Origin of the sequence: Brevibacterium litoralis (assembly GCF_040212315.1) — a bacterium.
Classification (GTDB): domain Bacteria; phylum Actinomycetota; class Actinomycetes; order Actinomycetales; family Brevibacteriaceae; genus Brevibacterium; species Brevibacterium litoralis.
On the sequence record NZ_JBDIUY010000011.1, the window covers coordinates 15545 to 38179 of the forward strand.

At 70.5% G+C, this 22635-nt stretch carries 18 protein-coding genes; 8 read left to right on the forward strand and 10 right to left on the reverse strand.

Annotated features, from left to right (window positions below):
- The first annotated feature begins 16 nt into the window (after positions 1-16).
- Complete coding sequence (locus AAD496_RS03595; protein ID WP_349827273.1) at positions 17-355, forward strand: hypothetical protein; 339 nt, start codon at positions 17-19, stop codon at positions 353-355.
- Positions 356-399: 44 nt separating this feature from the next.
- Here AAD496_RS03595 and AAD496_RS03600 read toward each other — a convergent pair whose 3' ends face one another.
- From AAD496_RS03600 to AAD496_RS03610, 3 genes are all read right to left on the reverse strand, one after another.
- Complete coding sequence (locus AAD496_RS03600; RefSeq protein WP_349827274.1) at positions 400-1776, reverse strand: flavin monoamine oxidase family protein; 1377 nt, start codon at positions 1774-1776, stop codon at positions 400-402.
- Between the two features lie 182 nt (positions 1777-1958).
- Positions 1959-3320: an MFS transporter gene (locus tag AAD496_RS03605; protein ID WP_349827275.1), complete on the reverse strand. Its 1362-nt coding sequence runs from the start codon at positions 3318-3320 to the stop codon at positions 1959-1961.
- A gap of 196 nt (positions 3321-3516) precedes the next feature.
- Complete coding sequence (locus AAD496_RS03610) at positions 3517-4749, reverse strand: RsbRD N-terminal domain-containing protein (protein ID WP_349827276.1); 1233 nt, start codon at positions 4747-4749, stop codon at positions 3517-3519.
- A gap of 167 nt (positions 4750-4916) precedes the next feature.
- Here AAD496_RS03610 and AAD496_RS03615 point away from each other — a divergent pair, with 167 nt between their 5' ends.
- Together AAD496_RS03615 and AAD496_RS03620 are read left to right on the forward strand one after the other, a co-directional pair.
- The gene (locus tag AAD496_RS03615; RefSeq protein ID WP_349827277.1) at positions 4917-6560 is read left to right on the forward strand and encodes an amidohydrolase; all 1644 of its coding nucleotides are present in this window, start codon (positions 4917-4919) and stop codon (positions 6558-6560) included.
- The gene (locus AAD496_RS03620) at positions 6560-7837 is read left to right on the forward strand and encodes a M20 family metallo-hydrolase (RefSeq protein ID WP_349827278.1); all 1278 of its coding nucleotides are present in this window, start codon (positions 6560-6562) and stop codon (positions 7835-7837) included. Before AAD496_RS03615 ends, AAD496_RS03620 begins: the two co-directional genes overlap by 1 nt.
- On the opposite strand, the gene AAD496_RS03625 is transcribed toward AAD496_RS03620, so the two are convergent.
- Positions 7827-8732 (reverse strand): putative RNA methyltransferase, encoded by a 906-nt coding sequence (locus tag AAD496_RS03625; RefSeq protein WP_349827279.1) that lies wholly within the window; start codon positions 8730-8732, stop codon positions 7827-7829. The two genes, AAD496_RS03620 and AAD496_RS03625, sit on opposite strands and share 11 nt — an antisense overlap.
- Before the next feature lie 278 nt (positions 8733-9010).
- On the opposite strand from AAD496_RS03625, the gene AAD496_RS03630 reads away from it, so the two are divergent.
- Positions 9011-10483 carry an ammonium transporter gene (locus AAD496_RS03630; RefSeq protein ID WP_349827280.1) on the forward strand — a complete coding sequence of 491 codons (1473 nt, stop codon included), beginning with the start codon at positions 9011-9013 and terminating at the stop codon, positions 10481-10483.
- A gap of 72 nt (positions 10484-10555) precedes the next feature.
- On the forward strand, positions 10556-11698 hold the full coding sequence (locus tag AAD496_RS03635) for a tyramine oxidase subunit B (protein WP_349827281.1): 1143 nt from the start codon (positions 10556-10558) through the stop codon (positions 11696-11698).
- A 102-nt stretch (positions 11699-11800) separates the two neighbouring features.
- On the opposite strand, the gene AAD496_RS03640 is transcribed toward AAD496_RS03635, so the two are convergent.
- The 3 genes from AAD496_RS03640 to AAD496_RS03650 form a co-directional block, all read right to left on the reverse strand.
- Entirely contained in the window at positions 11801-13546 is a 1746-nt protein-coding gene (locus tag AAD496_RS03640; RefSeq protein ID WP_349827282.1) for an ABC-F family ATP-binding cassette domain-containing protein, read from the reverse strand.
- Positions 13547-13896: 350 nt separating this feature from the next.
- Positions 13897-14274, reverse strand: coding sequence for an AzlD domain-containing protein (locus AAD496_RS03645; RefSeq protein ID WP_349827283.1), 378 nt, complete (start codon positions 14272-14274; stop codon positions 13897-13899).
- A gap of 11 nt (positions 14275-14285) precedes the next feature.
- Positions 14286-15095: an AzlC family ABC transporter permease gene (locus tag AAD496_RS03650; RefSeq protein WP_349827284.1), complete on the reverse strand. Its 810-nt coding sequence runs from the start codon at positions 15093-15095 to the stop codon at positions 14286-14288.
- A 34-nt stretch (positions 15096-15129) separates the two neighbouring features.
- Here AAD496_RS03650 and AAD496_RS03655 point away from each other — a divergent pair, with 34 nt between their 5' ends.
- Both AAD496_RS03655 and AAD496_RS03660 read left to right on the forward strand, forming a co-directional pair.
- Positions 15130-16221: an o-succinylbenzoate synthase gene (locus tag AAD496_RS03655; protein ID WP_349827285.1), complete on the forward strand. Its 1092-nt coding sequence runs from the start codon at positions 15130-15132 to the stop codon at positions 16219-16221.
- Between the two features lie 254 nt (positions 16222-16475).
- Complete coding sequence (locus AAD496_RS03660; RefSeq protein WP_349827286.1) at positions 16476-16742, forward strand: hypothetical protein; 267 nt, start codon at positions 16476-16478, stop codon at positions 16740-16742.
- A gap of 94 nt (positions 16743-16836) precedes the next feature.
- Here the strand turns inward: AAD496_RS03660 and AAD496_RS03665 are convergent, their stop codons facing one another.
- From AAD496_RS03665 to AAD496_RS03675, 3 genes are all read right to left on the reverse strand, one after another.
- Positions 16837-17574: a hypothetical protein gene (locus AAD496_RS03665; protein WP_349827287.1), complete on the reverse strand. Its 738-nt coding sequence runs from the start codon at positions 17572-17574 to the stop codon at positions 16837-16839.
- A gap of 196 nt (positions 17575-17770) precedes the next feature.
- Positions 17771-18832, reverse strand: a complete 1062-nt coding sequence (locus AAD496_RS03670; RefSeq protein WP_349827288.1) for a diacylglycerol/lipid kinase family protein — start codon at positions 18830-18832, stop codon at positions 17771-17773.
- Positions 18833-18898: 66 nt separating this feature from the next.
- A complete protein-coding gene (locus AAD496_RS03675; protein WP_349827289.1) occupies positions 18899-20503 on the reverse strand; it encodes an alpha/beta hydrolase in 1605 nt (534 codons plus the stop codon).
- 130 nt (positions 20504-20633) lie between these two features.
- On the opposite strand from AAD496_RS03675, the gene AAD496_RS03680 reads away from it, so the two are divergent.
- The gene (locus AAD496_RS03680) at positions 20634-22622 is read left to right on the forward strand and encodes a thiamine pyrophosphate-binding protein (protein ID WP_349827290.1); all 1989 of its coding nucleotides are present in this window, start codon (positions 20634-20636) and stop codon (positions 22620-22622) included.
- The last annotated feature ends 13 nt before the right edge of the window (positions 22623-22635 follow it).

Genomic DNA, 22635 nt, shown 5'->3' on the forward strand with positions numbered 1-22635 from the left:
TGGAAGGACCGCTGCGATGAGTCAGACACCAGCACTCCGGTTCACCCCGGAACAGTGGGCGGAGATGGAACGGGAAGCGGCACGTGATGCCGCGGAACTCGCGGCGGCGCCGGCGGAATCATTCACCGCATACCAGCCCGACGATCCCTCGACACCGATCGATCTTGCCTTGGCATCGCAGCGGATCCGTGCAGCGGCGTGGCGGGACGAGTGGAAGAAGCAGGAGAAGGTGCTCCTCGCCAAGGAGAAGGAGATCGTGCGCCGCGCGCGAGCGGAGCGGATGTCCTGGGACGCAATCGGTCAGCGCCTGGGATTCAATGGTGAAACCATGCGGAAGCGGTACCCGGATCTCTGATCGGGGTCTCCGCGGTTGCTCGGTTCTTCGGTTGCTCGGTCCATTCAGACCAGGAACTCAGCCACCTCCTGTGCCGCGCGCTCGCCGGAGCGGATCGCGCCGTCCATGTAGCCGTTCCACACCTCGGCGGTCTCGGTGCCGGCCCAGTGGAGGACGCCCACCGGTTCACGGAGTTCCGCGCCCAGGTGCGTCCACAGTCCGGTACCCAACCGGCCGCCGTAGCAGCCGCGGGTGAAGGGTTCGGCGCTCCAGTCCTTCTGCAGGAGGTCGACGGGGTGCCGGGCCTGTTCGCCGAAGAACTGCCCGAGGTCGTCGAGGACCCGCACTGTACGCTCCTCCTCGGTCAGTCGGTTGAACGCCTTGGCGTGGTGCCCCTCGACGAAGCACACGAGGATCCCGGCCGTGGAGTCCGGTACACAGTTGTCGTAGACGAGCGAGACGTCGTGGTCGAGGCTCACGGCTGTGCCGCTCAGGCCCGCCTCCCGCCAGAACGGGGCCTCGTAGAGCACCTGGAACTTGTGCACGTTCCCCGCGGGCATCTGTTGGGTGAGTGCGTCGCGATTGGCGGGCAAGGGTGGGTCGTACCGCAGGCGTCCGGCGAGCGTCGGTGGCACCGCCACGACGACCCGGCGTGCCCGGAGCGCGCCCGAGGTGCTCCGCACCGTGGCACCGTCCGTGCCGTGCTCGATCCCCACCACCTCGGAGCGGAGTCGCACCCGATCACCCAGGCGCGCGGCCAGGCCTTCGCTGATCCGGTGCGTGCCGCCGAGGACGCGGGCCTCCTGGGCCCCGCCGACGGTGAGCATCATCCGGTGCAGGCCACCGCCCGAGGCCAGGTAGAAGAGCAGGTGGAGCGCGGAGTACTCCTCGTCCTCCGCGGCGAAGATCGAGGCGAGAAGGGTGGACATGAACCCGCGGACGTCCGCGTCGTCGGTGTTCTCGTCGAGCCACTGGGCGGCGGTCATCCGGTCGAGGCGCGTGGCCCCGGGAGACCGCCAGGGTGTGGACAGGTCGATGTCGTGGCAGAGCGTGTCGATGTGTTCCACCAGGCGGCCGAACTCGGCCGCAGAATCCGCGGAGAGTCCGAAGGTCTCGGGGTTGCCCGCCGTGATCTCCCCGTTCATCGCGAGGACCGAGGTGCCCTCGTCGTACACCGTGAAGGTCTGGAGCCCCAGGTCCGCGATGGTCTTGAGAACGGCGTCCTGTGTGGGTCCGACCCACTGGCCGCCCATCTCGATCGACTGACCGTTCGAGAACACGCCGCTCTCGTTGCGCCCGGCCACGCGATCGCGGGCCTCCAGGACCAGGACGTCGAGCCCCCGTTCCATCAAACGCGTCGCCGTCGTCAGTCCCGCGAGGCCTGCCCCGACGACGATGACGTCGTGGACTTGAGGGGCGAGTGGGTACTCCTGTGTACTCATGGACAGCACCCTATGTGCGCCGTGCCCGCCGAGGTGCCCTGTAGTCAGGGTCGATTTGTGGCCGTCCACCTGTGCTGTGGGCCATCGTCGGGTACTTCGTTCCAGTGAAGCCGACGTAGACGACAACCCCCGCCGGGGGTGGCCGGCGGGGGCGTCGGGAGGGTGGGGCGCCTCGGCGGCGGTCAAGTCTCCTGAACGACGAGGGTGTCCTTGAGGCGCAGGCGCTCGCCGAGTGCGCCGCCGAGGGCGGTGAGCAGCGAGACCGCGGCGAGGATGATGACGCCGGGAAGGAAGTTGGGCTCCTCCTGGAGGTCGATGAGCCAGGTGCCGATGAAGGGCAGGAACCCGGAGAGCGCGCCGGCGATCTGGTAGCCCAGGCTCACGCCGCTGTAGCGGAGGTTCGCCGGGAACAGCTCGGTGAGGAGCGAGCCGGTGACGGCATAGGTGATGGTGATGAGGCCGATGCCGACCGCGACACCGAGCGTGATGGCCCAGGCGGAACCGATGTCGATGAGCCAGAACAACGGGTAGGCGGCGACCGCCGTGGCGAGACCACCGATGAGGGTGACACGGCCGGGGCCGATCCGTTCGGCGATGCGACCGAAGGCGACGATCACGACGATCTGGACGACCGCGGCGACGAGTGTGGCGTTCACGGCGATCTGCCGGTCCACGCCCAGGGTGTTCGTCGTGTAACTCACGACGAAGGTGTTCATGACGTAGAAGCCGCCGATACCCAGGAAGGCCGCTGCGATCGCGACGAGCAGGCGCCCGAAGGACTTGCGGAACACCTCGAAGGCGGGGACCTTCTGGGTGTCGTCCTGTTCGAGCAGCTGGTGGAAAACGGGGGACTCCTCCACCTTGAGCCGGATCCAGAGGGCGACGAGGAGCATGGGGAAGGCCGCGAGGAACGGCAGGCGCCAGCCCCAGGAATCGAAGGTCTCCGGGGGGAGCATGACGACGAGCGCGAAGGCACCCGAGGACATGAGCGTGCCGGCAGGGGAACCGACCTGGACGAGAGCGGCGTACCGGGCACGCTTCTTCGGCGGCGCGTGTTCGATCGCGATGGTCGTCGCGCCACCCCACTCGCCGCCGACGGCCAGACCCTGGAGCAGGCGGAGGATCACGAGGAGGATCGGGGCGAGGATCCCGGCGCTCATGTACGTCGGCAGGACGCCGATGATACCGGTCGCCGCGCCGATCGCGACGATCGTGATGAGAAGGGTCGGGCGGCGGCCGATCCGGTCACCGAGCATGCCGAAGAAGAACGCGCCGATGGGGCGGGCCGCGAACCCGACACCGAAGGTCGCGAGCGAGGCCAACAGTGCCGCGGACTCGTCCTCCTGGCTGAAGAACAGGCGGTTGAAGACGAGCGCGGCCGCGGTTCCGAAGAGGAAGTAGTCGTACCACTCGAGTGCGGTCCCGACAAAGGCGGCGCGGGCGATCCGGCCGACGTCCTTGGGGCTCACCTCGACGGGTGTGCCTCCGGCGCCGGGGGACTGGCCGGCACCGGGCGTCGCGGTGGTGTCGGAGGGCTGACTCATGGGTCCGGGTACTCCTTGCGGGGTGGGTGGAGGGGTGGGTGCACGGCTCCGGTGGGGAGAGCCGGAGGGCGGGGATGCGCACGGATCGAGGGACGCCGACGATCCTCGCAGTGATCTGCTGCATGGCCAATGGACAAGTGAACGATCGTTCGACGTTCCGGATGTGCGCATGCACACCGGTGGGTCAGCGGGGGAGTCAGTGGGGGAGTCGGCCGGGGAGGACGCCCCGCCATTCCCGGTCGCCGTCACCCACCCGTGCGAGGAGCAGGTATGCGAGCGAGGCGTGCGCCGGGACGGTGATGTCGAGCCCGGTCGCCTCCCGGAAGAGACGGAGTCGGTTGACGACGGTGTTGCGGTGGCACCCGACGGTGAGTGCCGTCTCCTTGACGGACCCGAGGGTCAGGAACCGGCGGGCCGTGTCGAGGACGCGCGCCTCGTCGTCGGCGGCCAGCTCGGTGAGTGCCGTGACGAGCGACCCGACGAAGTCCGGCAGCAGGGACTGCAGCGACGACACCGCGCCGATCGCCCAGTACTCCTCGACGCGTATGAGGCGCTCCGGTCCCGGCGCCTCCGCCTGGAGTTCGAGTCCTGTCCGGGCGGCCTCCGGGACGCGGTCCAGACCGTCGACGGCCCCGATGTGGATGGCCGGGACGTGGCCGAACACCTGCGGCCACGACGAGTGGTCGGTCCCGGCCGCACGGAAGAGGACCAACCACCCGCGGAACATGTAGGCGTAGACCCGGGGTTTCGCCAGCCAGGCGTCGACCTCCCGGTCGCGGCGGCCCTCGTCGGAATCGGCGACGAGGAGCACCTCGAAGCGGGCGGAGGCGGGGACGCCGATCCCCTCGGCGATCGTCTCGAGGAGCCCGGGTGTGAGCTCCCGGGCGTTGAACAGCTTGGACAGGTGCTGTTCGGTCGCCAACCGGGAATCGCGGTGGAGGATGGCGAGTTCCCGCAGGTACTCCTCCTGGACGTCCCCGACATAGGAATCGACGGCGTCCATGAGGCGCTCGACGTTGCGGACGAGGACGTCGGTCGTCCCGGCGCCGGTGAGTTCCCGCAACATCTGCCAGACGATGCGCAGATCCATGCGGATCGCCTCGACGAGGAGTTCGAGGGGCACACCCTGGCGGGCCCGGCGTCGTCCGAGCGTCTGGGCGAAGTCTGCCCGCGGGGTCGGGGTGTCGTCGAGGCGGTCGATGAGCATCACCATCGTCTCCCGTGCGGACTGGGCGATGTCGTCGGCGGGGACGAGCTCCGGATCGTAGAGCGCCCGCTCGGTCATCTCCGCGACGAAACGGCTGGTGAGGTCGGGGACGTGGGCCCGCATTCCATCGAGTAGACGCAACCACTCGGTGTCCGGGACGGTGGCAGCTTCCGTGTCCGTGCCCGCTGGTTCCTCCGCCGGGTCGCCCGATGTGTCAGCCATGGTCTCCAGCCTGGCACCCCATGGGCATGTGCACAACGATGTGTCTCGGTCCGTGGTGATCAGGCCATTGCATTCCCACGGCCGCCGCCCTTGGATGGGTGGAGAACCAACTCCCCACGGCTCCATCCCCACAGCCCCATCCCCGACGACACCTACGAGGACCTCACATGCGGATCGACCTGCTCATCGACAACGCACGGATCTGGACCGGTGACCCCGCACGACCCCGTGCCTCCCGGATCGGTGTGTGGGACGGCCGGATCGTCGGTCTCGACGAGGAACTCGACGGTCTCGTCGCGGATCGACACCTCGACGCCGGTGGCGCCACGCTCACCCCCGGCTTCAACGACGTCCACGCACACTCCGCCTTCTTCGGGCAGACCCTCCTGGAGATCGACCTGTCCGGAGTCGCCTCGGGCGCGGAACTCCTCCGGCGTCTGGAGGACGGTGCCCGGGAAGTCCCGGCCGACGGCTGGGTGGTGGCCTCGAACTTCAACCCGCTGGGCATCAAGGACGAGATCCCCGGCCGCGACGCCCTCGACACGGTGGTCGAGGGCCGACCGCTGTGGCTCAAGCACGCCTCCGGACACGCGGCCACCCTCAACGGTGTCGGACTGCGCGAGGTCGGGATCCCCGACCACCCGCAGGAGTCGGACCAGGTCGAGGGCGGCCGGATCGTCACCGACCGGACGGGCCGGGCCACGGGGCTCGTCGAGGAGAACGCGCAGTCGATCGTCCAGGCCCACCATCTGCCGGACGCCCGCGCCGACATCGTCACCGCGCTGGAACTGGCCACCCGCCAGTACCTCCGCGAGGGGCTCACCTCCGTCACCGATGCCGGGATCGGAGGGGGCTGGATCGGTCGTGGACCGCAGGAGTTCGCGGCCTATCAGGACGCCCACGCCGCCGGGAGACTCCACACGCGGATGCAGCCGATGATCGTCCTCGACGTCCTCCACGAGGTCGCCGGGCACGCCGAGGATCCGGCTGCGGCCACCCTCGACGCCGGGATCCGGACCGGCCTGGGTGACGAGTGGCTGCAGATCGGCCCCACCAAGGTCTTCACCGACGGATCCCTGCTCGGGACCACCGCGGCGATGACCGAGGACTACGACCAGTGCCCCGGCAACCACGGCTACCTGCTCGGCGACCCCGCCGAGGTGAGCGACAAGGTGGTCCGCGCCGCCGGTGCCGGCTGGTCGCTGGCCCTCCACGCGATCGGCGACCACGCCGTCGACTTCGCCATCGACACGATCACCGCGGCCCAGGAGCGCTACGGACGCCCCGCGATCCCGCACCGGATCGAACACGGCGGCGTCGTCCGGGACGAACAGATCGCCCGGATCGCGGCCGCCGGGATCGCGCTCAACCCGCAGCCCTTCTTCATCGCGACCTTCGGAGACGGGATGGCCCGGAACCTCGGCCCCGACCGGACCGCGCTGTCCTACCCGGCCCGCAGGCTCCTCGACGCCGGAGCCCTCCTGGCCGGCAGTTCCGACCGCCCGGTGGCCCCCGGCGCCCCGCTCGGCGTCATGCAGGCCTTCGTCGAACGTCTCACCGAGACCGGTCGGCCATACGGTCCCGACGACCGGATCACCGCCGAACAGGCACTCAGCGCCTACACCCTCGGCTCCGCCCGGGCGACCGGCTGGGCCGAGAAGAAGGGCACGCTCACCCGCGGCAAACTCGCCGACATCACGGTCCTCGGCGACGACCCGACCACGATCGCCACCGACCGGATCGCGCGAATCGAGGTCGTGGCCACGATCGTCGGCGGCGAGGTCCGCCACGGAGAACTGGAGGAGAAGTGATGACCGAGAACACCACTCCCGCATCCCGCACCACCGGCGAGGCGTTCCTCCTCGACTGGGCAGAACTCTCCCGGTACGGGGCCGTCGCCGGCACCGGCGGCGTCGACCGCCAGGCGGCCACAGAACCCGACGGGCAGCAGCGCGCCTGGTTCGCCCGCCTCCTCGAATCGCAGGGCTTCACCGTCCGCCGTGACGCCATCGGCAACCAGTTCGGCCTCCTGGAGCTCGTGCCCGGCGCCCCCTATGTGCTCACCGGTTCCCACCTCGACTCGCAGCCGACCGCCGGCCGGTTCGACGGTGCCTACGGGGTCATGGCCTCGGCCTACGCGGCCTTCCGCGCCGCCGAGGCGTTCCGGGCCGACCCCGACTCCGCGCGGTACAACATCGCCGTCGTCAACTGGTTCAACGAGGAGGGCTCCCGGTTCAAGCCCTCGATGATGGGCAGCGGTGTCTTCACCGGCAAGCTCGACCTCGACACGGCGCTCGCGACGACGGACACCGCCGGCACCACCGTGGCCCAGGCCCTCGACGCCCTCGGTGAGCGGGACTCAAGCGGAGAACCGTTCGACCTGGAGGTCGCCTCCTACGCGGAGATCCACGTGCAGCAGGGCCGCAGCATGGAGGAGGACGGCGTGACGATCGGTCTCGTCGACGCCACCTGGGGTGCCCGGAAGTTCGAGTTCGTCGTCACCGGGGAACAGGGCCACTCCGGCTCCACCCTCATGCCCGACCGGCGCGACGCGCTCCTGGGCGCCGCCCGCCTGGTCGTCGCCGCGCGCGACCTCGTCGACGGGTTCGACCCCGGTGTCCTCCACACCGCCTGCGGCGAGATCCACGCCTACCCGAACTCCCCGGTCACCGTGGCGAGCGAGGCCCGACTGCTCATCGACCTGCGTTCGGCCGACAGTGCGGTCCTCGACCGCGCCGTCGACATGCTCATGGCCGAGATCGACCGGGTACAGGCGACCGACGGTGTCGACATCGAGATCCGCACCAGCCACTCCTGGGACCGCAACCCCTACCCGGAGGACGGGATCGCGCTCGCCCGCGAGGTCGCCGAGAGCCTGGGACTGAGCTCCGAGCGGGTCATGACGATCGCCGGCCACGACTCGACGAACATGAAGGACCGGGTGCCGACCGTCATGCTGTTCGTCCCGAGCGTGAACGGCGTCTCCCACAACGTCGGCGAGTACACGAAGGACGAGGACCTGCTCTCAGGCATCGACCACATGACCGGCGTCGTCGACCGCCTGGTCCGCGGCGCGCTCACACACTGAGCTGAACGCCGCCCGAACTCCGGCTCCCCACCCGCGTGAGCACCCGGACGGCCACGTGGCCGGTCGTCGAGAGGGTGGAGGGCGCCTCGGCGGCGCCGTTCTCCTGGGAACTCGCTCCCGAGTTGCCGCGGCCTTCGTGGTGTCCGCTGGGGCCCATGCCGGCGAGGTCGGCGGCAGCGGCCGGGGAGAGCTCCATCGTCCAGCGGACGCGGTCGGTCATGACGGGTTCGAAGTCCGTGCCCAGGCTTGCGGCCAGGCGTTCCTCCTTGCGCTCGTCGATCCCGATCATGCCCGTGGCCGCGCGGAGTTCCTGCAGGTGGTCCGGCTCCGGGGTGACGACGACCAGGTGGCCGCCGGGGGCCAGGACCCGGTGCATCTCGGCGCCGTTGCGGGGTGCGAAGACGTCGAGCACGACCGAGGCGATCCCGTCGCCCAGCGGCCAGGGGGAGAAGGTGTCGGCGACGAAGGCTCCCATGCGGGGGTGGGCCTTGGCCGCTCGGCGCGCGGCGGCCGGTGAGAGGTCGAAACCCAGGCCGTCGCGGGCGGTCCCGTCTTCTTCCAGCGCCCGGAGCACCCGGGCCGGGTAGGTGCCGGGGCCGCAGCCGGCGTCGAGGACGACGCCCGGTGCCGCCTCGGCGAAGGCACTCGCGGCCGCGGCGACGGTCCGATGCACGGGCTCGAAGTGTCCGGCCTCGAAGATCCGCAGCCGCGCGGCGATCATGTCCGCGTCATCGGCCACGAGATTCCGGTGCCGCGGCGGTAGGAGGGTCACGTAGCCCTGTTTCGCCTCGTCGTACCGATGGCCCTCGGCGCACCCGAGCGTCCGGGTGTCGGTCCGGGACAGGGACCGGGAACAGTGCGGGCAGCGCAGGTGCCCGATGAGGGAGTCCTGCACGGTCAGCAGGGCGCCTCGACCGCGGCCCGGGCAGGGACGGACCGGTTGCGTCGGGGACCGGACCAGCGAGCGAGCGACAACGGGGGAGTGGCCATGTGCCCAGTCTAGGGACCCGGCCCGCCGCATCACCGCGGATACTCCCCGGACACGTCCGTGTAACACGCGTCACCCAGGGTGGAGTTCACCACAGGTCAACGAAGTTTCCCTTTGAGAAACAGCCTGTCCCAGGACTCCACCACAGGACGCGACGTTGACCGACTCCGACGAAAGGGAATCCCATGGACGCGGTCATCGCCGTGAATGCGGACCTCGCGTGGATGCTCACCGCGCTTGCGCTCCTGCTCCTCATGATCCCGGGCCTCGCGCTGTTCTACGGCGGCATGCTCGGCGCCCGGAACACGCTCAACATGATGGTGATGGTCTTCGGCGCGCTCGCCGTCGCCGCCATCGTCTACATCGTCTACGGCTACGGATTCGTCCACGGCCCCACGATGGGTGGCCTGGGGATCCTCGGTGACCCGCGCGGCTTCTTCGGCATGGACTCCGCCGTCCTCACCGACGACTCCGGCGGCGGGATCGGCACCGCCTACTTCGCCATCTGGTTCGTCATGTTCGCCGGGATCACCGTCGCGATCGTGGCCTCCGGCGGCGCCGGACGCATGAAGCTCGGCGGCTGGATCACCTTCGTCGCCGTGTGGCTCACGCTCGTCTACCTGCCCGTCGCCCACTGGGTGTTCGCCGCCGACGGGTTCCTGCTCGACAAGGTGGGCGTCATCGACTTCGCCGGTGGCACCGCCGTCCACATGAACTCCGGCACCGCGGCCCTCGCCCTGGCCCTCGTGCTCGGCGCCCGCCGCAACCGGTTCGAGCGCCCCCACAACGTGCCGCAGACCATGCTCGGCGCAGGCCTGCTGTTCGTCGGCTGGCTCGGCTTCAACGGCTCCTGCGCACTCGCCGCCGGCCACCTGGTCCAGGTCGTCGTGCTCAACACGATCCTCGCCGGCTGCGCCGGAATGCTCGGCTACATGCTCGTCGAGAAGCTCCGCCAGGGTCACCCGACGGCACTCGGTGCGGCGACCGGCATGGTCGCAGGCCTCGTCGCCATCACCCCGGCCGCCCACACCATGGGCCCGCTCGGCGCACTCGCCACCGGCGCCATCGGTGCCGCGGTCGCAGCCCTGGCCATCAGCTTCAAGAGCCGTCTCAAGGTCGACGAGTCCCTCGACGCCTTCATGGTCCACGGCCTCGCCGGCATCGCGGGCACCCTCTGCATCGTCCTGTTCGCCAACCCTGCGGCACCCGCCGGAATCGGCGGCCTGCTCACCGGCGACGGCCTGTCCCACGCCCTGCCCGAGGTCATCGGCATCCTCACGACCGTCGGCTTCTCCTTCGTCATGACCTTCGCGATCGCCTGGGTCCTCGACAAGACGATCGGGCTCCGTGCCCCGGAGCAGCAGGAGCAGCTGGGCCTCGACCAGGCGATCCACGCCGAGACCGCCTACGAGATCTCCCTCGTCCAGTTCGACCACGGTGCCTTCGCCCCGCGCACCGCTCCGGTCCCGGCCGCGTCGGCCCCCGCGGCTGCCGGTGCGGCCGCCTCCCCGGCGGGGAGTGCCGGAGGGCAGGGCGCCTCGGGAGCGGGTCCGGTCGTCCGGACCGAGGAGGCCGCACTCGCGGCCCCGCCCGAGGACGAGGAGACCCTCGCCGCCGAGGCGCCCGCCACCCCGGCACCGACCGCCGAGCGCGGCTGAGCGCCACCCACACCCGTTCACCGACTTCCAACCACGTACGACCCGTACCCCGGCGGACCCCCAGGAGGACCCATGACCACCGACACGCGTATCGACATGCTGTACCTGTCCGAGCCCGAGATGATCGAGGCCGGTGTGAAGGACATGGCCGGCTGCATCGACGTGATGGAGGAGACCCTCGTGCTCGTGGCGAAGGGTGACTACCGGATGGCCGGCAGCAACTGGAACAGCCACGGTGCGCAGATGAGCTTCCCCGACTCCTCGCCGTTCCCGGGGATGCCGCTCAACGGCCCCGACCGCCGGTTCATGGCGATGGTGGCCTACCTGGGCGGACGCTTCGAGACTGCCGGTGTCAAGTGGTACGGCTCGAACGTCGACAACCGGGACCAGGGCCTGCCGCGCTCGATCCACACGATCACGCTCAACGACAAGACGACGGGCGCACCCTTCGCGATCATGTCCGGCAACCTGGAGAGTGCCTACCGCACCGCCGCCGTGCCCGGTGCCGCCGCCCGCAAGCTCGCGCCGGAGAACGCGAAGACGCTGGGCATCATCGGCCCCGGTGCGATGAACAAGTCCGCGCTGCACGCCATGACGACCGCACGGCCGAGCCTCGACACGATCCACATCCACGGGCGTCGCCGGGTGACCTCGGAGAAGTTCGCGGAGTTCGTGAAGGAGAACTACCCGCAGTTCACGACCATCACGATCGTCGACACTGTCGAGGGTGCGGTGCGGGACATGGACATCGTCTCCGAGGCGGTCACCGGTCTGGTCGGCTCCGAGAACTACCCGTACATCGACGGCGACTGGATCAAGCCCGGCGCGTTCCTCAGCCTGCCGGCGAACCTCAAGATGGACGAGGAGTACACGCTGTCCGGCAAGGCCCGTCTGGTCGCCGACGCGAAGAAGATCTACGAGGCATGGGGCGAGGAGTACGAGTTCCCCTGCCACGAGACCGCCTTCGGCATGATCGGTCTGTACTGGCAGGACCTCATCACCTCCGGCAAGCTCGACCCGGACACCGTGGTGAACGTCGGTGACATCTTCGACGGCACGGACACCGCGCGCGAGTTCCCCGAGCAGCCGGTGCTGTTCTCGGTCGGCGGCATGGGCGTCGAGGACGTCGCCTGGGGCCTCACCTGCTACGAGAAGGCCGTCGAGCTGGGCATCGGCACCAAGCTCAACCTGTGGGAGACGCCGGATCTGACCTGATCCGAGTTTTTCTGACCTGAGCCTTCGGCCCACGCGATCGAGCGTACGGTCAGTGGCGTGTCCGGACATCCGGAACGCCACTGACCGTACGCTCGATCGCATTCATCCGATCGTGAGCTGCTCCCAGTCGGCCAGATCGCGGAGCACCTGCCGGTCGTGGGTGGCGAGCACGACCGCCCCGTCCCACTCCCGGAGGGCCGCGATCAGCTCCTCGACGAGCAGCGGCGCGAGGTGGTTGGTCGGCTCGTCGACGAGCAGGGTACGCGGCCGCACCGCCAGTGCCATCGCGAGGGCCAACCGCTTCTGTTGACCCTGGGACAGGCGGGCCGCCGGGGTCCGTTGCGCCTCGGCGTCGAGAAGTCCCAGGCTCCCGAGTCCCACGACCTCGGACCCGGAAACCTCACCTGCGGAGACGGCGGCCGCCACGTGATCGGTGAAGACCCGGTGCGCGGTCCTGTCTGCCGGCCACACCGGTTCCTCCTGCCCGATGACGTGGATCCGGGCGTCGGAACTGCGGCGCACCTCGCCGGTCGTCGGTTCCAGGGACCCTGCAAGGACTGCGAGCAGTGTCGACTTCCCCGCCCCGTTCGGCCCCGTCACCAGAAGTTTTCCACCGGCGGGCACCTCGAGAGCGGTGGGGGAGTGCAGGCGCCCGGCGACCGTCACGCCCTCCGCGCGGACCACGGTCGGTGCGCCGGTGCCGGGAGCCGCCGCGGGCATCCGGAAGGTGAGCGGAGGGGTGGGCACCGTGATGCGGTGGGCCTCCAACTGTTCGCGCTTGCGGTTGAGCGCCTGGACGACCCCCGGTTGCCGGGACTGACGGCCGTGCTTGGGCGAGCCCTTCTCCGGACGCCAGCCGGTGGACAGGCGGCTCTGCGCCTCGTCGACGGACTGCTGCAGGCGCGCGCGTTCGGCCACCTGCGCCGCGTGGTCCTGTTCCCAGGTCTCCCGGGCGCGGCGGCGGCCCTCCTGCCAGGTGGAATACCCGCCCGCGTACAGGTGCGGGCGGCCGTCGGCAGCCGGGTCGAGGTCGAGGAACTCGTGCCCGACATCGGCGAGCAGAGTCCGGTCGTGGCTCACGAGGACGACCCCGCCGCAGTGCTCGCGGATGCTGCGGGTGAGGAACTCGAGACCCGCGGCGTCGAGGTGGTTGGTCGGTTCGTCGAGCAACAACATGTCGTGGTGCGCACCGAGGACGGTCGCCAGGCGCACGCGATAGCGCTGTCCGACGGAGAGGGTGTTCAGGCACCGGGCCCGGTCCGTGCAGGCGCCGAGGGCTTCGAGTGCCAGGTCGACTCGCCGCTCGGCATCCCAGGCGTCGAGGACGGTCGCCGCGTCGAGTGCGGCGGCGAACCGGTCCTCTGCGCCGGGTGCCTGTTCCGCGAGCGCGGCCGAGGCGCCGTCGAGCTCGGAGAGCGCGAGCACGCTCGGTGCGAGCGCCTGGGCGATGAGATCCCCCACGGTGGTGCCGTCGGCGGCGTCCATCGCCTGGCGGGCGAGGGTGAGGGAACCGACCCGGCTGATGGTGCCGGAGTCGGGGGTGGTGAGCCCTGCGATCGCGTGGAGCAGGGTCGTCTTGCCCCGGCCGTTCTCACCGACGAGGGCCAACCGGGTGCGGGGGCCGATGACGAGGTCGAGGCCTTCGACGAGCGTCCGCCCGCCCCTGCTGAGTGTCAGGTCGGTGACGCGGATCTGTGCGGCGTCACCGGCCGGGATGCCGGGGTCGGGGAACGCGGAGGGTGCCTGGGTGGGTGCCGCGGTCGGCACCTCGTGAGCGGCGGGAGTGGTGGTGGTCGGGTCAGCCGGGTGGCCGGAGGCCGGATGGGTGTGGTCTGCGTGGGTACGCATGGAAAAGGGTCCGTTCCGTGGAAGTGGAACCGGGCGACGTGTGCGGCGCGGATGGCTCTGCGTGAGCGGATCGGAATGAGCGATTGAGCGCGGGCACGACGGAACGCCGTCCGGTGAGGTCACCGGGAACGGCGGAGCGATACGGGGTTTCGAGGTATGCGGTCCGCCGTCAGTGGCGGTCCCGGATCCTCGTCCAGACCAGATGCATGTCCCCATCATCCCATCGCAGGCCGCAGGGTCTCAAGATCCACACGGTGTGATGTCGACGGCGGCACGGGTGTCAGTCCGTCGAGAAGGCACATGTCGTCGGATTGCGGGCTCGGATCCGACGACATGTGCCTTCTCGACGGTCACCCCAGCACGGCGCGGGTACCGGCGGTGAGCAGGACCGCCACGAGGATGCACACCAGGTCGTTGACCCGCATCCACCGCAGGACGACCGCGACGACCACCCCGGGTGCGAGCGTGAGATCGAAACTCGTCCCGCGGTGCCCGATGAGCACGTTCATCACGAGCGCGGCGAGCAGTCCCTGGCCCATGCCGTCGATCGCCCGGGTGAGGCGGGGTGGAAGCTCGCGACCACCGAGCAGCACCGGCCCGGCGGACTTGTACACGAAGTTGAGGACACCGAGCAGCAACACGCTGATGAGCAGTGGCCAGATGGGGATGGTCGGTCCGATCGCAATTGCTGTCGACGTGGCTTCGGCACCGGTGAGCAGATCTGTCATCACTCGACCTCTCATGACTTCACCACCGTCTCCCGGCCCGCTCCACCGGCGGGTGGCAGCTTCCGCATCGCACCCCACAGGAGCCCCGGCAGGCTACCGACCAGCAAGGCCGTGCCCGAGGGCAGGAATGCGAGTGCCGCGAGAGTGACGACTACGCACAACCCGACCGGCAACCGCAGTTCCGGCCGCTTCTTCACCGCCATCGCGAGCATCATCGCGAAGAACGCCGGGAAGACCACGTCGAGGCCGGTGGCGCGGAGCACCTCGGCGTCGGGGGCGAAGAACGCACCGATCGCGGTGCCGGCGAGCCAGCAGGGGAACTGGACGAGCGCGGAGGGCATGAAGATCGCGCGGTCCACGGTCCCGTCGGCCCGTTGCCCGGCCGCCCACGACACGTCGAGGGTCAGCTGCGCCTCGAGAGCGCGCCGCAGGGGTCCACCGCGCAGGGCGGTCGTCGCGTTCGCCGCCATCGGCAGGAACCGCACGTTGATGAGCGCCGCGCTCCCGACCGCCGCGGGGAACCCGCCGCCACCGGCCAGTGTCGTGGCGAAGGCGAACTGTGCGGTCCCGGAGAAGACGAGGAGCGACATGAGGAGCGCGACCCAGGCGGGGATCCCGACGGAGGCGGCGTAGGTCCCGTAGGTGAGCGCCAGGACGAAGGCCGCCGCCCCGTGGGTGATCCCGAGGATCCAGCCGCGGCGCCAGGACGCCTCGGGCGCGGCTCCCTCGGGCGCGGCTCCCTCGGGCGCGGCTCCCTCGGGCGCGGCTCCCTCGGGTCGGGGAAGGGACCCCTCGGGTTCGGGTGGGGATGAGGAGTGCATGGGAACAGGAGTATCACAGCGGTAGCCTGCCCCCATGCGCCCGTCCGCCCCTCATCCCGCCGACCGGTCCGTCGTCCCCCTCGCCGCGCCCGTCCGTGCCGCCCTCGACTCCGCCGCCGACCCCCGGGAGGTCTTCGACCGCATCGCCGTCGTCTCCCTGCCGATGGTCACCCGGTTCCGCGGCATCACGACCCGCGAGGCGATGCTGGTGCACGGGCCCGCCGGGTGGGCGGAGTTCTCGCCCTTCCTCGAATACGCCGCGCCCGAGGCGTCCCGCTGGCTCGCCGCCGCCGTCGAGTACGCCGTGACGGAACCTCCCGCGCCGCGGTATGGGTCCGTGCCCGTCAACGGCACCGTCCCCGCCTGTCCCGCAGCCTCGGTGCCCGCCGTCCTCGCTCGCTACGACGGCGTAGGCACGTTCAAGATCAAGGTCGCCGAGGACGGCCTGGACTCGCTGCCGGACGACCTCGACCGTATCCGTGCCGTCCGCCGGTCCGCGCCCGAGGCGTCCCTCCGTCTCGACGCCAACGGGAAGTACGCGACTGGAGAGGAGGCCCGGCAGGCGCTGCGGGCCTTCGCGGAGTTCGACCTCCAGTACGTCGAGCAGCCGGTCATGCCGGTCGAAGGACTCGCGGACCTGCGCGACTGGATCGCGGCGGAAGGTCTGCCGGTCCGGATCGCCGCGGACGAGTCGATCCGGAAGGCGGAGGACCCCTATCGGGTGAAGGAGCTGGGTGCGGCCGACGTGATCGTCGTGAAGGTCCAGCCCCTCGGGGGAGTGGCCGCTGCGCTCGCCGTCGCGGAGGGGACTGGCCTGCCGGTCACGGTGTCCTCCGCGCTCGACAGCTCGGTGGGCCTGAGCGCGGGGACGGCACTCGCCGCGGCCCTGCCGGTGCCCGAGGGTTTCGCCTCTCCTCCGGCCGCGGGGCTGGGGACGAGCAGCCTCTTTGTCGACGAGGTCTGCGCGGGGGAGGGACGTCTGCGTGCAGTGGGAGGAGAACTCCCGGTGGGGCGCCGTTCCCCGGACGAGGCGGCGCTCGCGTCACTCCGGGCCACATCCGATCGTGAGGAGTGGTGGCACGCGCGACTCGGGGAGTGCTGGGCGCACCTGCGCGCCGGTCTGTGAGGGGCGACCGTTCTATGGAAGCTACGTTGACAGGGCAGTCTTGGAGGTATTAGTTCATCACCACAGAAGTGACTCGGATAACACCTGCCAGTGCAGTCGCTGTTGTCGTCATTTCCATTTTACGCGCCCCTGAGGCGAGTGTTTAAGAGCCTGTTGGGGATCTGTTTATTGACGTAGCTTGCTGAGCAATTGTGCAGAATTCGATATGTCGAAATACAAGGGAGATTTAATTGGAGTCAAGGATTCCTTCCGCGATGGACTATGTGCTTGCAGGGCGTCTCGTGGAGAAGCTTGAACGTTCGGGCGACGTTGAACTCAGTGAGGGTTCCCTGACTGTGTCTTTTGAGGTTTCGGAAGATCGCCGAGTAAAACACAGAATTGATATTGCCGGTCTGTCGCAAACGGTGGATTCTGGCGCAGAAGATGCCATGATTGCCATGGGGTCGTACCGAGGTGCGCAGTCGGCCGTCCTGAATCTCATCGCAGGTGACATTACCGAGGGCTATCACTCTGGAATTTAGAGGTTCCTGGCTCAGATTCGCTGTAAGGGATGCGTGGCTATTCCACTCGCGGAATAGCCACGCATCCTTCCCTGGAGTTGTGCCTTGCGTTTGATCAGCCGTGCGCCTCGACGAAGGCGGTCGTGAGGTCCTGGGCCGCGGAGGTCACCGCGTCGGTATCGCCCGACAGTCCGTTCGTCGTGAGGACGACGTTGCCGACGGCCACGGCGACCGTGTGGGTGGTGACCGGCGGGACCCCGTCGATCTCCATCGTCTGCTCGATACCCGTCGAGGCGTCGGCGCCGTCGATGCTCGCCTCGAAGCCGGCGTTCTGCGCGGAGGTCGTCATGCCCTGGACGGTGGCCGTGAACTCGGGGCAGGTCTGCACCATCTCGTTCTGTGCGTCGATCGCCGCCTGTGCCGTGGCGGCATCGGAGAAGACCATGGCGGCGGCGCCGGAGCCGGACTGCACGTTCGCACCGGCAGCCATCGCGGTGTGGTCCGTGGGTGCGAGAGCCGTCGCGAGGTCACCACACTCGGCGGGGTCGATCTCCGCATCGGCGAGTCCTTCCATCGCCTGCTGGGTCAGGTCACCGGCGTCTCCGGCGGACTCGAAGCCCTGGTCTGTGAGGAAGGTCGCGAGGTCCTCCGAGCTGAGCTCGTAGGTCGAGCCGGACCCACCTGCGGCCTCCTCGGCGGCCCCGTCGCCGGACTCGGCGCCGCTCCCGGCACCCTGCTCGGCCGAGGTGTCACCGCCCTCGGCCGTGGTGGTGGCCGGGGACGAGCACGCGGCGAGTGCAGCGGCCGCACCGAGTGCGAGGACGGGAAGGGCGTAGGTGCGTAGGCGCTTCATGATGACGCCTGGGAGGTGGTCGGCGGGTGCCGAACGGGCGGATTCCGACAAGGAATCTAGTCCGCCGAGGCGCCCGAGCCCCTCCGTCCCCGTTCCCATCCCGACACACACCAGTGGCTCGAGCCCTCCCCGAACTCCAGTGGGGAAGGAGTGGCGTGACGGCGGGCCGGAAACGCCACTCCTTCCCCACTGGAAGTCAGGGGACGAGGAGGCGTAGCTGGGGGAGGTCCTCCTCGACCTCCACGTGGGCGGGGAGGGGACCCAGGGGTTCGCCGTCGGCCCAGACGCGGGTCTCCGGGACGTCACGGGGGTCGGCGTCGATCCTCACCGTGCGCGTGCGGGTCTGATCGACGCCGCGGATCATGGGACGGACCCGTGCGAGGGCACCTGCGAACCACTGGAGCGCCCGGGGGATCCCGATCTCGCCGATGGTGAGGACGTCGAGCGCACCGTCACCGGCATCGGCACCAGGGCAGGTCCACAGTCCGCCCCCGTAGACCCCCGTGTTGCACACCGTCGCGACCCAGCCGTGGAAGGCACGTGACCGATCGGGGCCCTGCGATCCGTCCTCCGCGGTCGACAGGCGCCCGAGCCGCGTGGACGCCGCTCGCATGGACACCCGGAACCGTGGGGACGTGCGGTGGAGGACCGCACGGATGCCACCGGCCACGTAGCTCCACCGGCCCAGTCGGACACCGCGCTCGCCGAGGACCTCCGCGTGGTGCAGGGCGGCGCCCTCGAAGCCGATCGTGCACGTCGACAGGAAGTGGTGCACCGACCCGTCGCCGCACGTCACCCGCGGGACGTCCACGCCGATCTCCCGGTAGCCCGAGGCGCCCAACCTCCTCAGCGCCTTCTCCGGCGACATGCCCAGACCGAACCATCGCACGATGTCATTGCCCCGACCGCCGGACAGCGGCAACAGGAGTGCGCCGGTCATCCGCACGTGATGGGCCATCGCCCCGATGAATCCGTCCCCGCCGTAGAGGATCACGAGGGACTCGCCGGCCACGTTCTCTCCCACGACCCGCTCCCCGAACTCCGCGACCGTCTCGACCGCGTGAGCGAGCGATTCCGACTCGACGATCGTGATGTCGGCGTCCGGCAATGCGTCCTCGACATGGGACCCGAGCGAGGCCGCGTGCAGTCGCGCCTGCAAGGGAGTGAGCGACTTCGGGTTGATGAGCAACAGGACCGACCCGATGCGGAGTCCCGATCCGACCGACCGCAGCGACGCGTTCCGTCCGTTCTCGCCCACGTGCCCGCCGTCCTGTCCGTGCCTCGTCCTCGTCGCGACGACCGGCGGGGCCGCACGGGCCTTTCGTCACCGGTCGGGTCGAATCCTATCGGTGCCCTGGACCGGGAACGTGCCCTCAACCGGAAGCCCGTCGTGGTCGGCCCCGTCGGTGGTGTCGGGGGAGGAGCGCGCCTCGGCGGCGGGAGCGGCCCTTCGCACCGGAGCCGGTGTCCCGGGTGCCGGCACGGAGACCGGTTCGATCCGGACCTGCGTCCTCTCCTCCTGGCCCCAGGTCCGGAAATGCCGCGTGCGCCGGCCCGGCACGATCGGGTCATGGAGCGCGCCGGCCATCCGCCCGGTGATGTGCAGGCGCCCGTTCTCGTCGGCCCGGATGTCGTGTACGTTGCCGCCCAGCGGCGAATCGACCGTGATCCGGAACGTCCCCTCCGGCGGGAACAGTGGCGGCGTCGACACCCGGAACGTGCCCGCCCCGTTCAACGTGAAACCCGAGGGCGTCACCTCGGCGAACGTCACCAGTTGGGCCCGCCGCCGCGAGATCGCCACGTCCCAGCCGTGGACGGAGAAGACGGGCTCGCCGGTGGTGAACGAGAAGGGTGCGCCGTCACCCACCCCGTCCGCGGGCCAATTCCCACCACCCGCCGCAGGCCCTCTCCCACCACCCGCAGCAGGCCCTCTCCCACCACCCGACCCCGAGGTTCCCGCCCGTTCCATCAACCGCGCCGGCAACCCGTCCAGCCAGGCGGCGAGCTCCCGCTGCCAGGTCGCCCACGAGTGGCCACCGGTGGCACGCGGGTGCCACCGGTGCGGGATGCGCAGTTCGGTGAGGCGTTCGTGCAGCCTCTCCCCGTGGTGGTGGACCATCGCCTCGAGGACGTCGGCGCTCGCGTCCTCCTCGTCGGGGTCGGGATCACCGGAGCCGGCGCTGAACCACAGGTCGGTGTCCGCCAGGTTCTCCGCGAGTGCGACGGGGGACTGGGCCAGCCACTCGCCCGAGTCCCGCCGGGGGTCGCCGAACAGGGACCGTGCGGGGCCGCCCTCCCGCAGCGTGATGATGTCGAAGAGGGGAACGGCGGCCAGGGTGTCGAAGGGGGAGGAGAAGGCGGCCGCCGCGCAGTACTGGTCGGGGTGCTGGGCCGCGTACTTCACGGCCGCGTAGCCACCCATCGACAGCCCGGCGAGGATCTGCCCGTCACGCTCGGGGTTCACGAAGTACCGGTCGTCGATGAAGGCCGGGAGCTCCTCGGTGTGGAACCGCGGCCAGTCGAGGTCCGCGCCGGGGAAGGTGTGGTGGGAGTAGCTCGCGGCACCGGCGTCGGGCATGACGACGAGGTAGGGGGAGTCGGCGGTGAGCGCCTCGGCGTCGCCCAGGTCGGTCCACGACCGGAAGTCGTCGCCCCCGCCGTGGAAGAGGTAGACGACGTCCGCGACCTCGGAGGGCACGCCGGGCAGCAGCACGCGGACGCCGACGGTCCGGCCCAGCGCAGGGGAGTGGACGAAGAACTCGCGCAGCCGTCCCGAGAGCTTGCGTTTCTCCCGCACGTGGAAGTGCGCCGCTTCGTCCCCGGTCGGCTCGGGCCCGAGGAACGCGAGCGTCTGGTCCCGCCCGGGGAGCGCACCGGCCCGGCTGCGGGCGGCGGTGAACGAGGCGACGGCGCGGGCACCGACGGACATGAGCAGTCTGCGCTTCTTCAGTGCGGGGCCTTCCGGTTCTCACGTGGGTGGGTCACTGTGGCCGAGATCGCCGCCAGGGTAGGGAATCCGGGTGAACTCCGGGTGACGACGGGCCGTAATCTGTGGGGTGATGAATCCTTCGACGGCCACCGCCCGCACCCTGCTCACCACGCTCCTGGCCCACGGCGTCCGCGACGTCGTGGTCGCCCCCGGTTCCCGTTCCGCGCCGCTCACCTACGCCCTCGCGCAGCTGGCCGAGGCCGGCGTCATGGACGTCCACGTCCGCGTCGACGAACGGGACGCGGCCTTCCTGGCCCTCGGGATCGCCAAGGGTCTGCGGGTCGTCGGCGTCGAACGCCCGGTCGCCGTCGTCACGACCTCCGGGTCCGCCGTCGCGAACCTCCACCCGGCCGTCCTCGAGGCCTCCTACGCGCACCTGCCGCTCGTGGCCCTCACCGCCGACCGCCCCGCCCGCCTGCGCGGCACCGGCGCGAACCAGACGATCGACGACCAGGCCGGCGTCCTCAGCGACGTCCGCGCCCGCCTCGACGTGCCCACCACGGGTCCCGCGAGCGAGGCACCCGCCGTCGCCCGGGCCGTCGACGTGGCCGTGGGCGCCGCCACCGGCAACCCGGTCCGGGACTCCCTCGGCGAGGTGGCCGGACGCGGTGTGGCCGAGGCCGCGGACGCCGCCGAGGCGCCCCGCACACCGGGTGCCGACGCCGCGGCCGGAGCCGGCGCGGCGCGTGGGGTGGTGCAGGGCGCCTCGGCGGCGTTCGGAGGGCGGGCACTGTCCGGGCCGGTGCAGCTCAACGTCCAGTTCGACGTGCCGCTGGTCCCGGACGCCGGTGACCTGGAGACCCCGACCACCGGTCTGACCTGGTGGGACGGTGCGGACCGGGTGGCCGCGGCGCGGGCTGCCGTGCGGCCCACGGTGCCGCTCGCGCAGGACTTCGCGGCCGTGGTCGTGCCCGCGCTCGCCGGTCGGGGTGGTGCAGGACGCGCGGTCGTGCTCGCCGGGGACCAGGCCGGGCACACGGCCGGCGCGCTCATGGGACTGAGCCTGCGGTACCGCGTGCCGGTGCTCGCCGAGCCGTCCTCCCCGCTCGTCGGCGCGCAGAACGCGGTGGCCCACCACGCGCAGGTGCTCGCCACCGAGGCGGACCTGGCCTCCGAGATCACCGATGTCGTCGTCCTCGGCAAGCCGACGCTCTTCCGCCCGGATGCGAAGCTCCTGGCCCGCGAGGACGTGCGCGTCCACCACGTGCAGGACGACCTCGACCTCGTCGACCCGCGGGACCTCATGACGGTCGCCCAGGTGATGCCGGAACCCGCACCGGACGCGGATGCCTGGCTGGAACGCTGGCAGCAGGCGGGTGCACGGGCCGCCGCGGACCGGACCGACCGGGAACGCGCACGCTCGACGGAGACGGATGCCGATCCCGCCGCGGACGAGGCGCTCGCCCGGGCCACCGCGCGGGAACTCCTGCTCGGCGGGGGACACCTGTACGTGGCGAGTTCCTCGGCGGTGCGGTACCTGGACGAGGTGTACCCCGAGGCGCACGCGCTCGCCGCCGCGGAGCGGACGGAACTCGCGACGGTGCACGCCTCACGCGGGCTGGCGGGGATCGACGGGCTCGTGTCGACCGCGATCGGTTTCGCTGCCGGTCTGCGCGCGGCGGCCGGGGACGACCACGCCTATGTCGACGGTGACGGGGACGCCGCCGGTGGACCGGACCAGGCGGCGATGGCGGCCGCGGGGATCGACGGGGGTGCCGAACAGGATGCGGCACCGGTGCGTCTGCTCATCGGGGACCTCGCGATGCTCCACGACGTCGGGGGGCTCCTGCGCGGGACCGGCGAGGCGCTCCCGCACGTCCAGATCTTCGTCCTCAACGACGACGGGGGCCGGATCTTCGCGGGACTCGAACACGGGCAGGACCACCTGGCACCGTACTTCTCACGGTTCTTCGCGACCCCGCACGGGCGTCATTTCGACGAACTCGCCCGTGCCTACGACTGGCCCTACTCCCGTCTGCGGGATGCGGACGCCGTGCGCGCCGCGGTGGCCGCGGGCACCCCGGGACTCCACGAGATCGTGCTGCCCCCGGTGGTGTGAGCGCCGCGCCGGC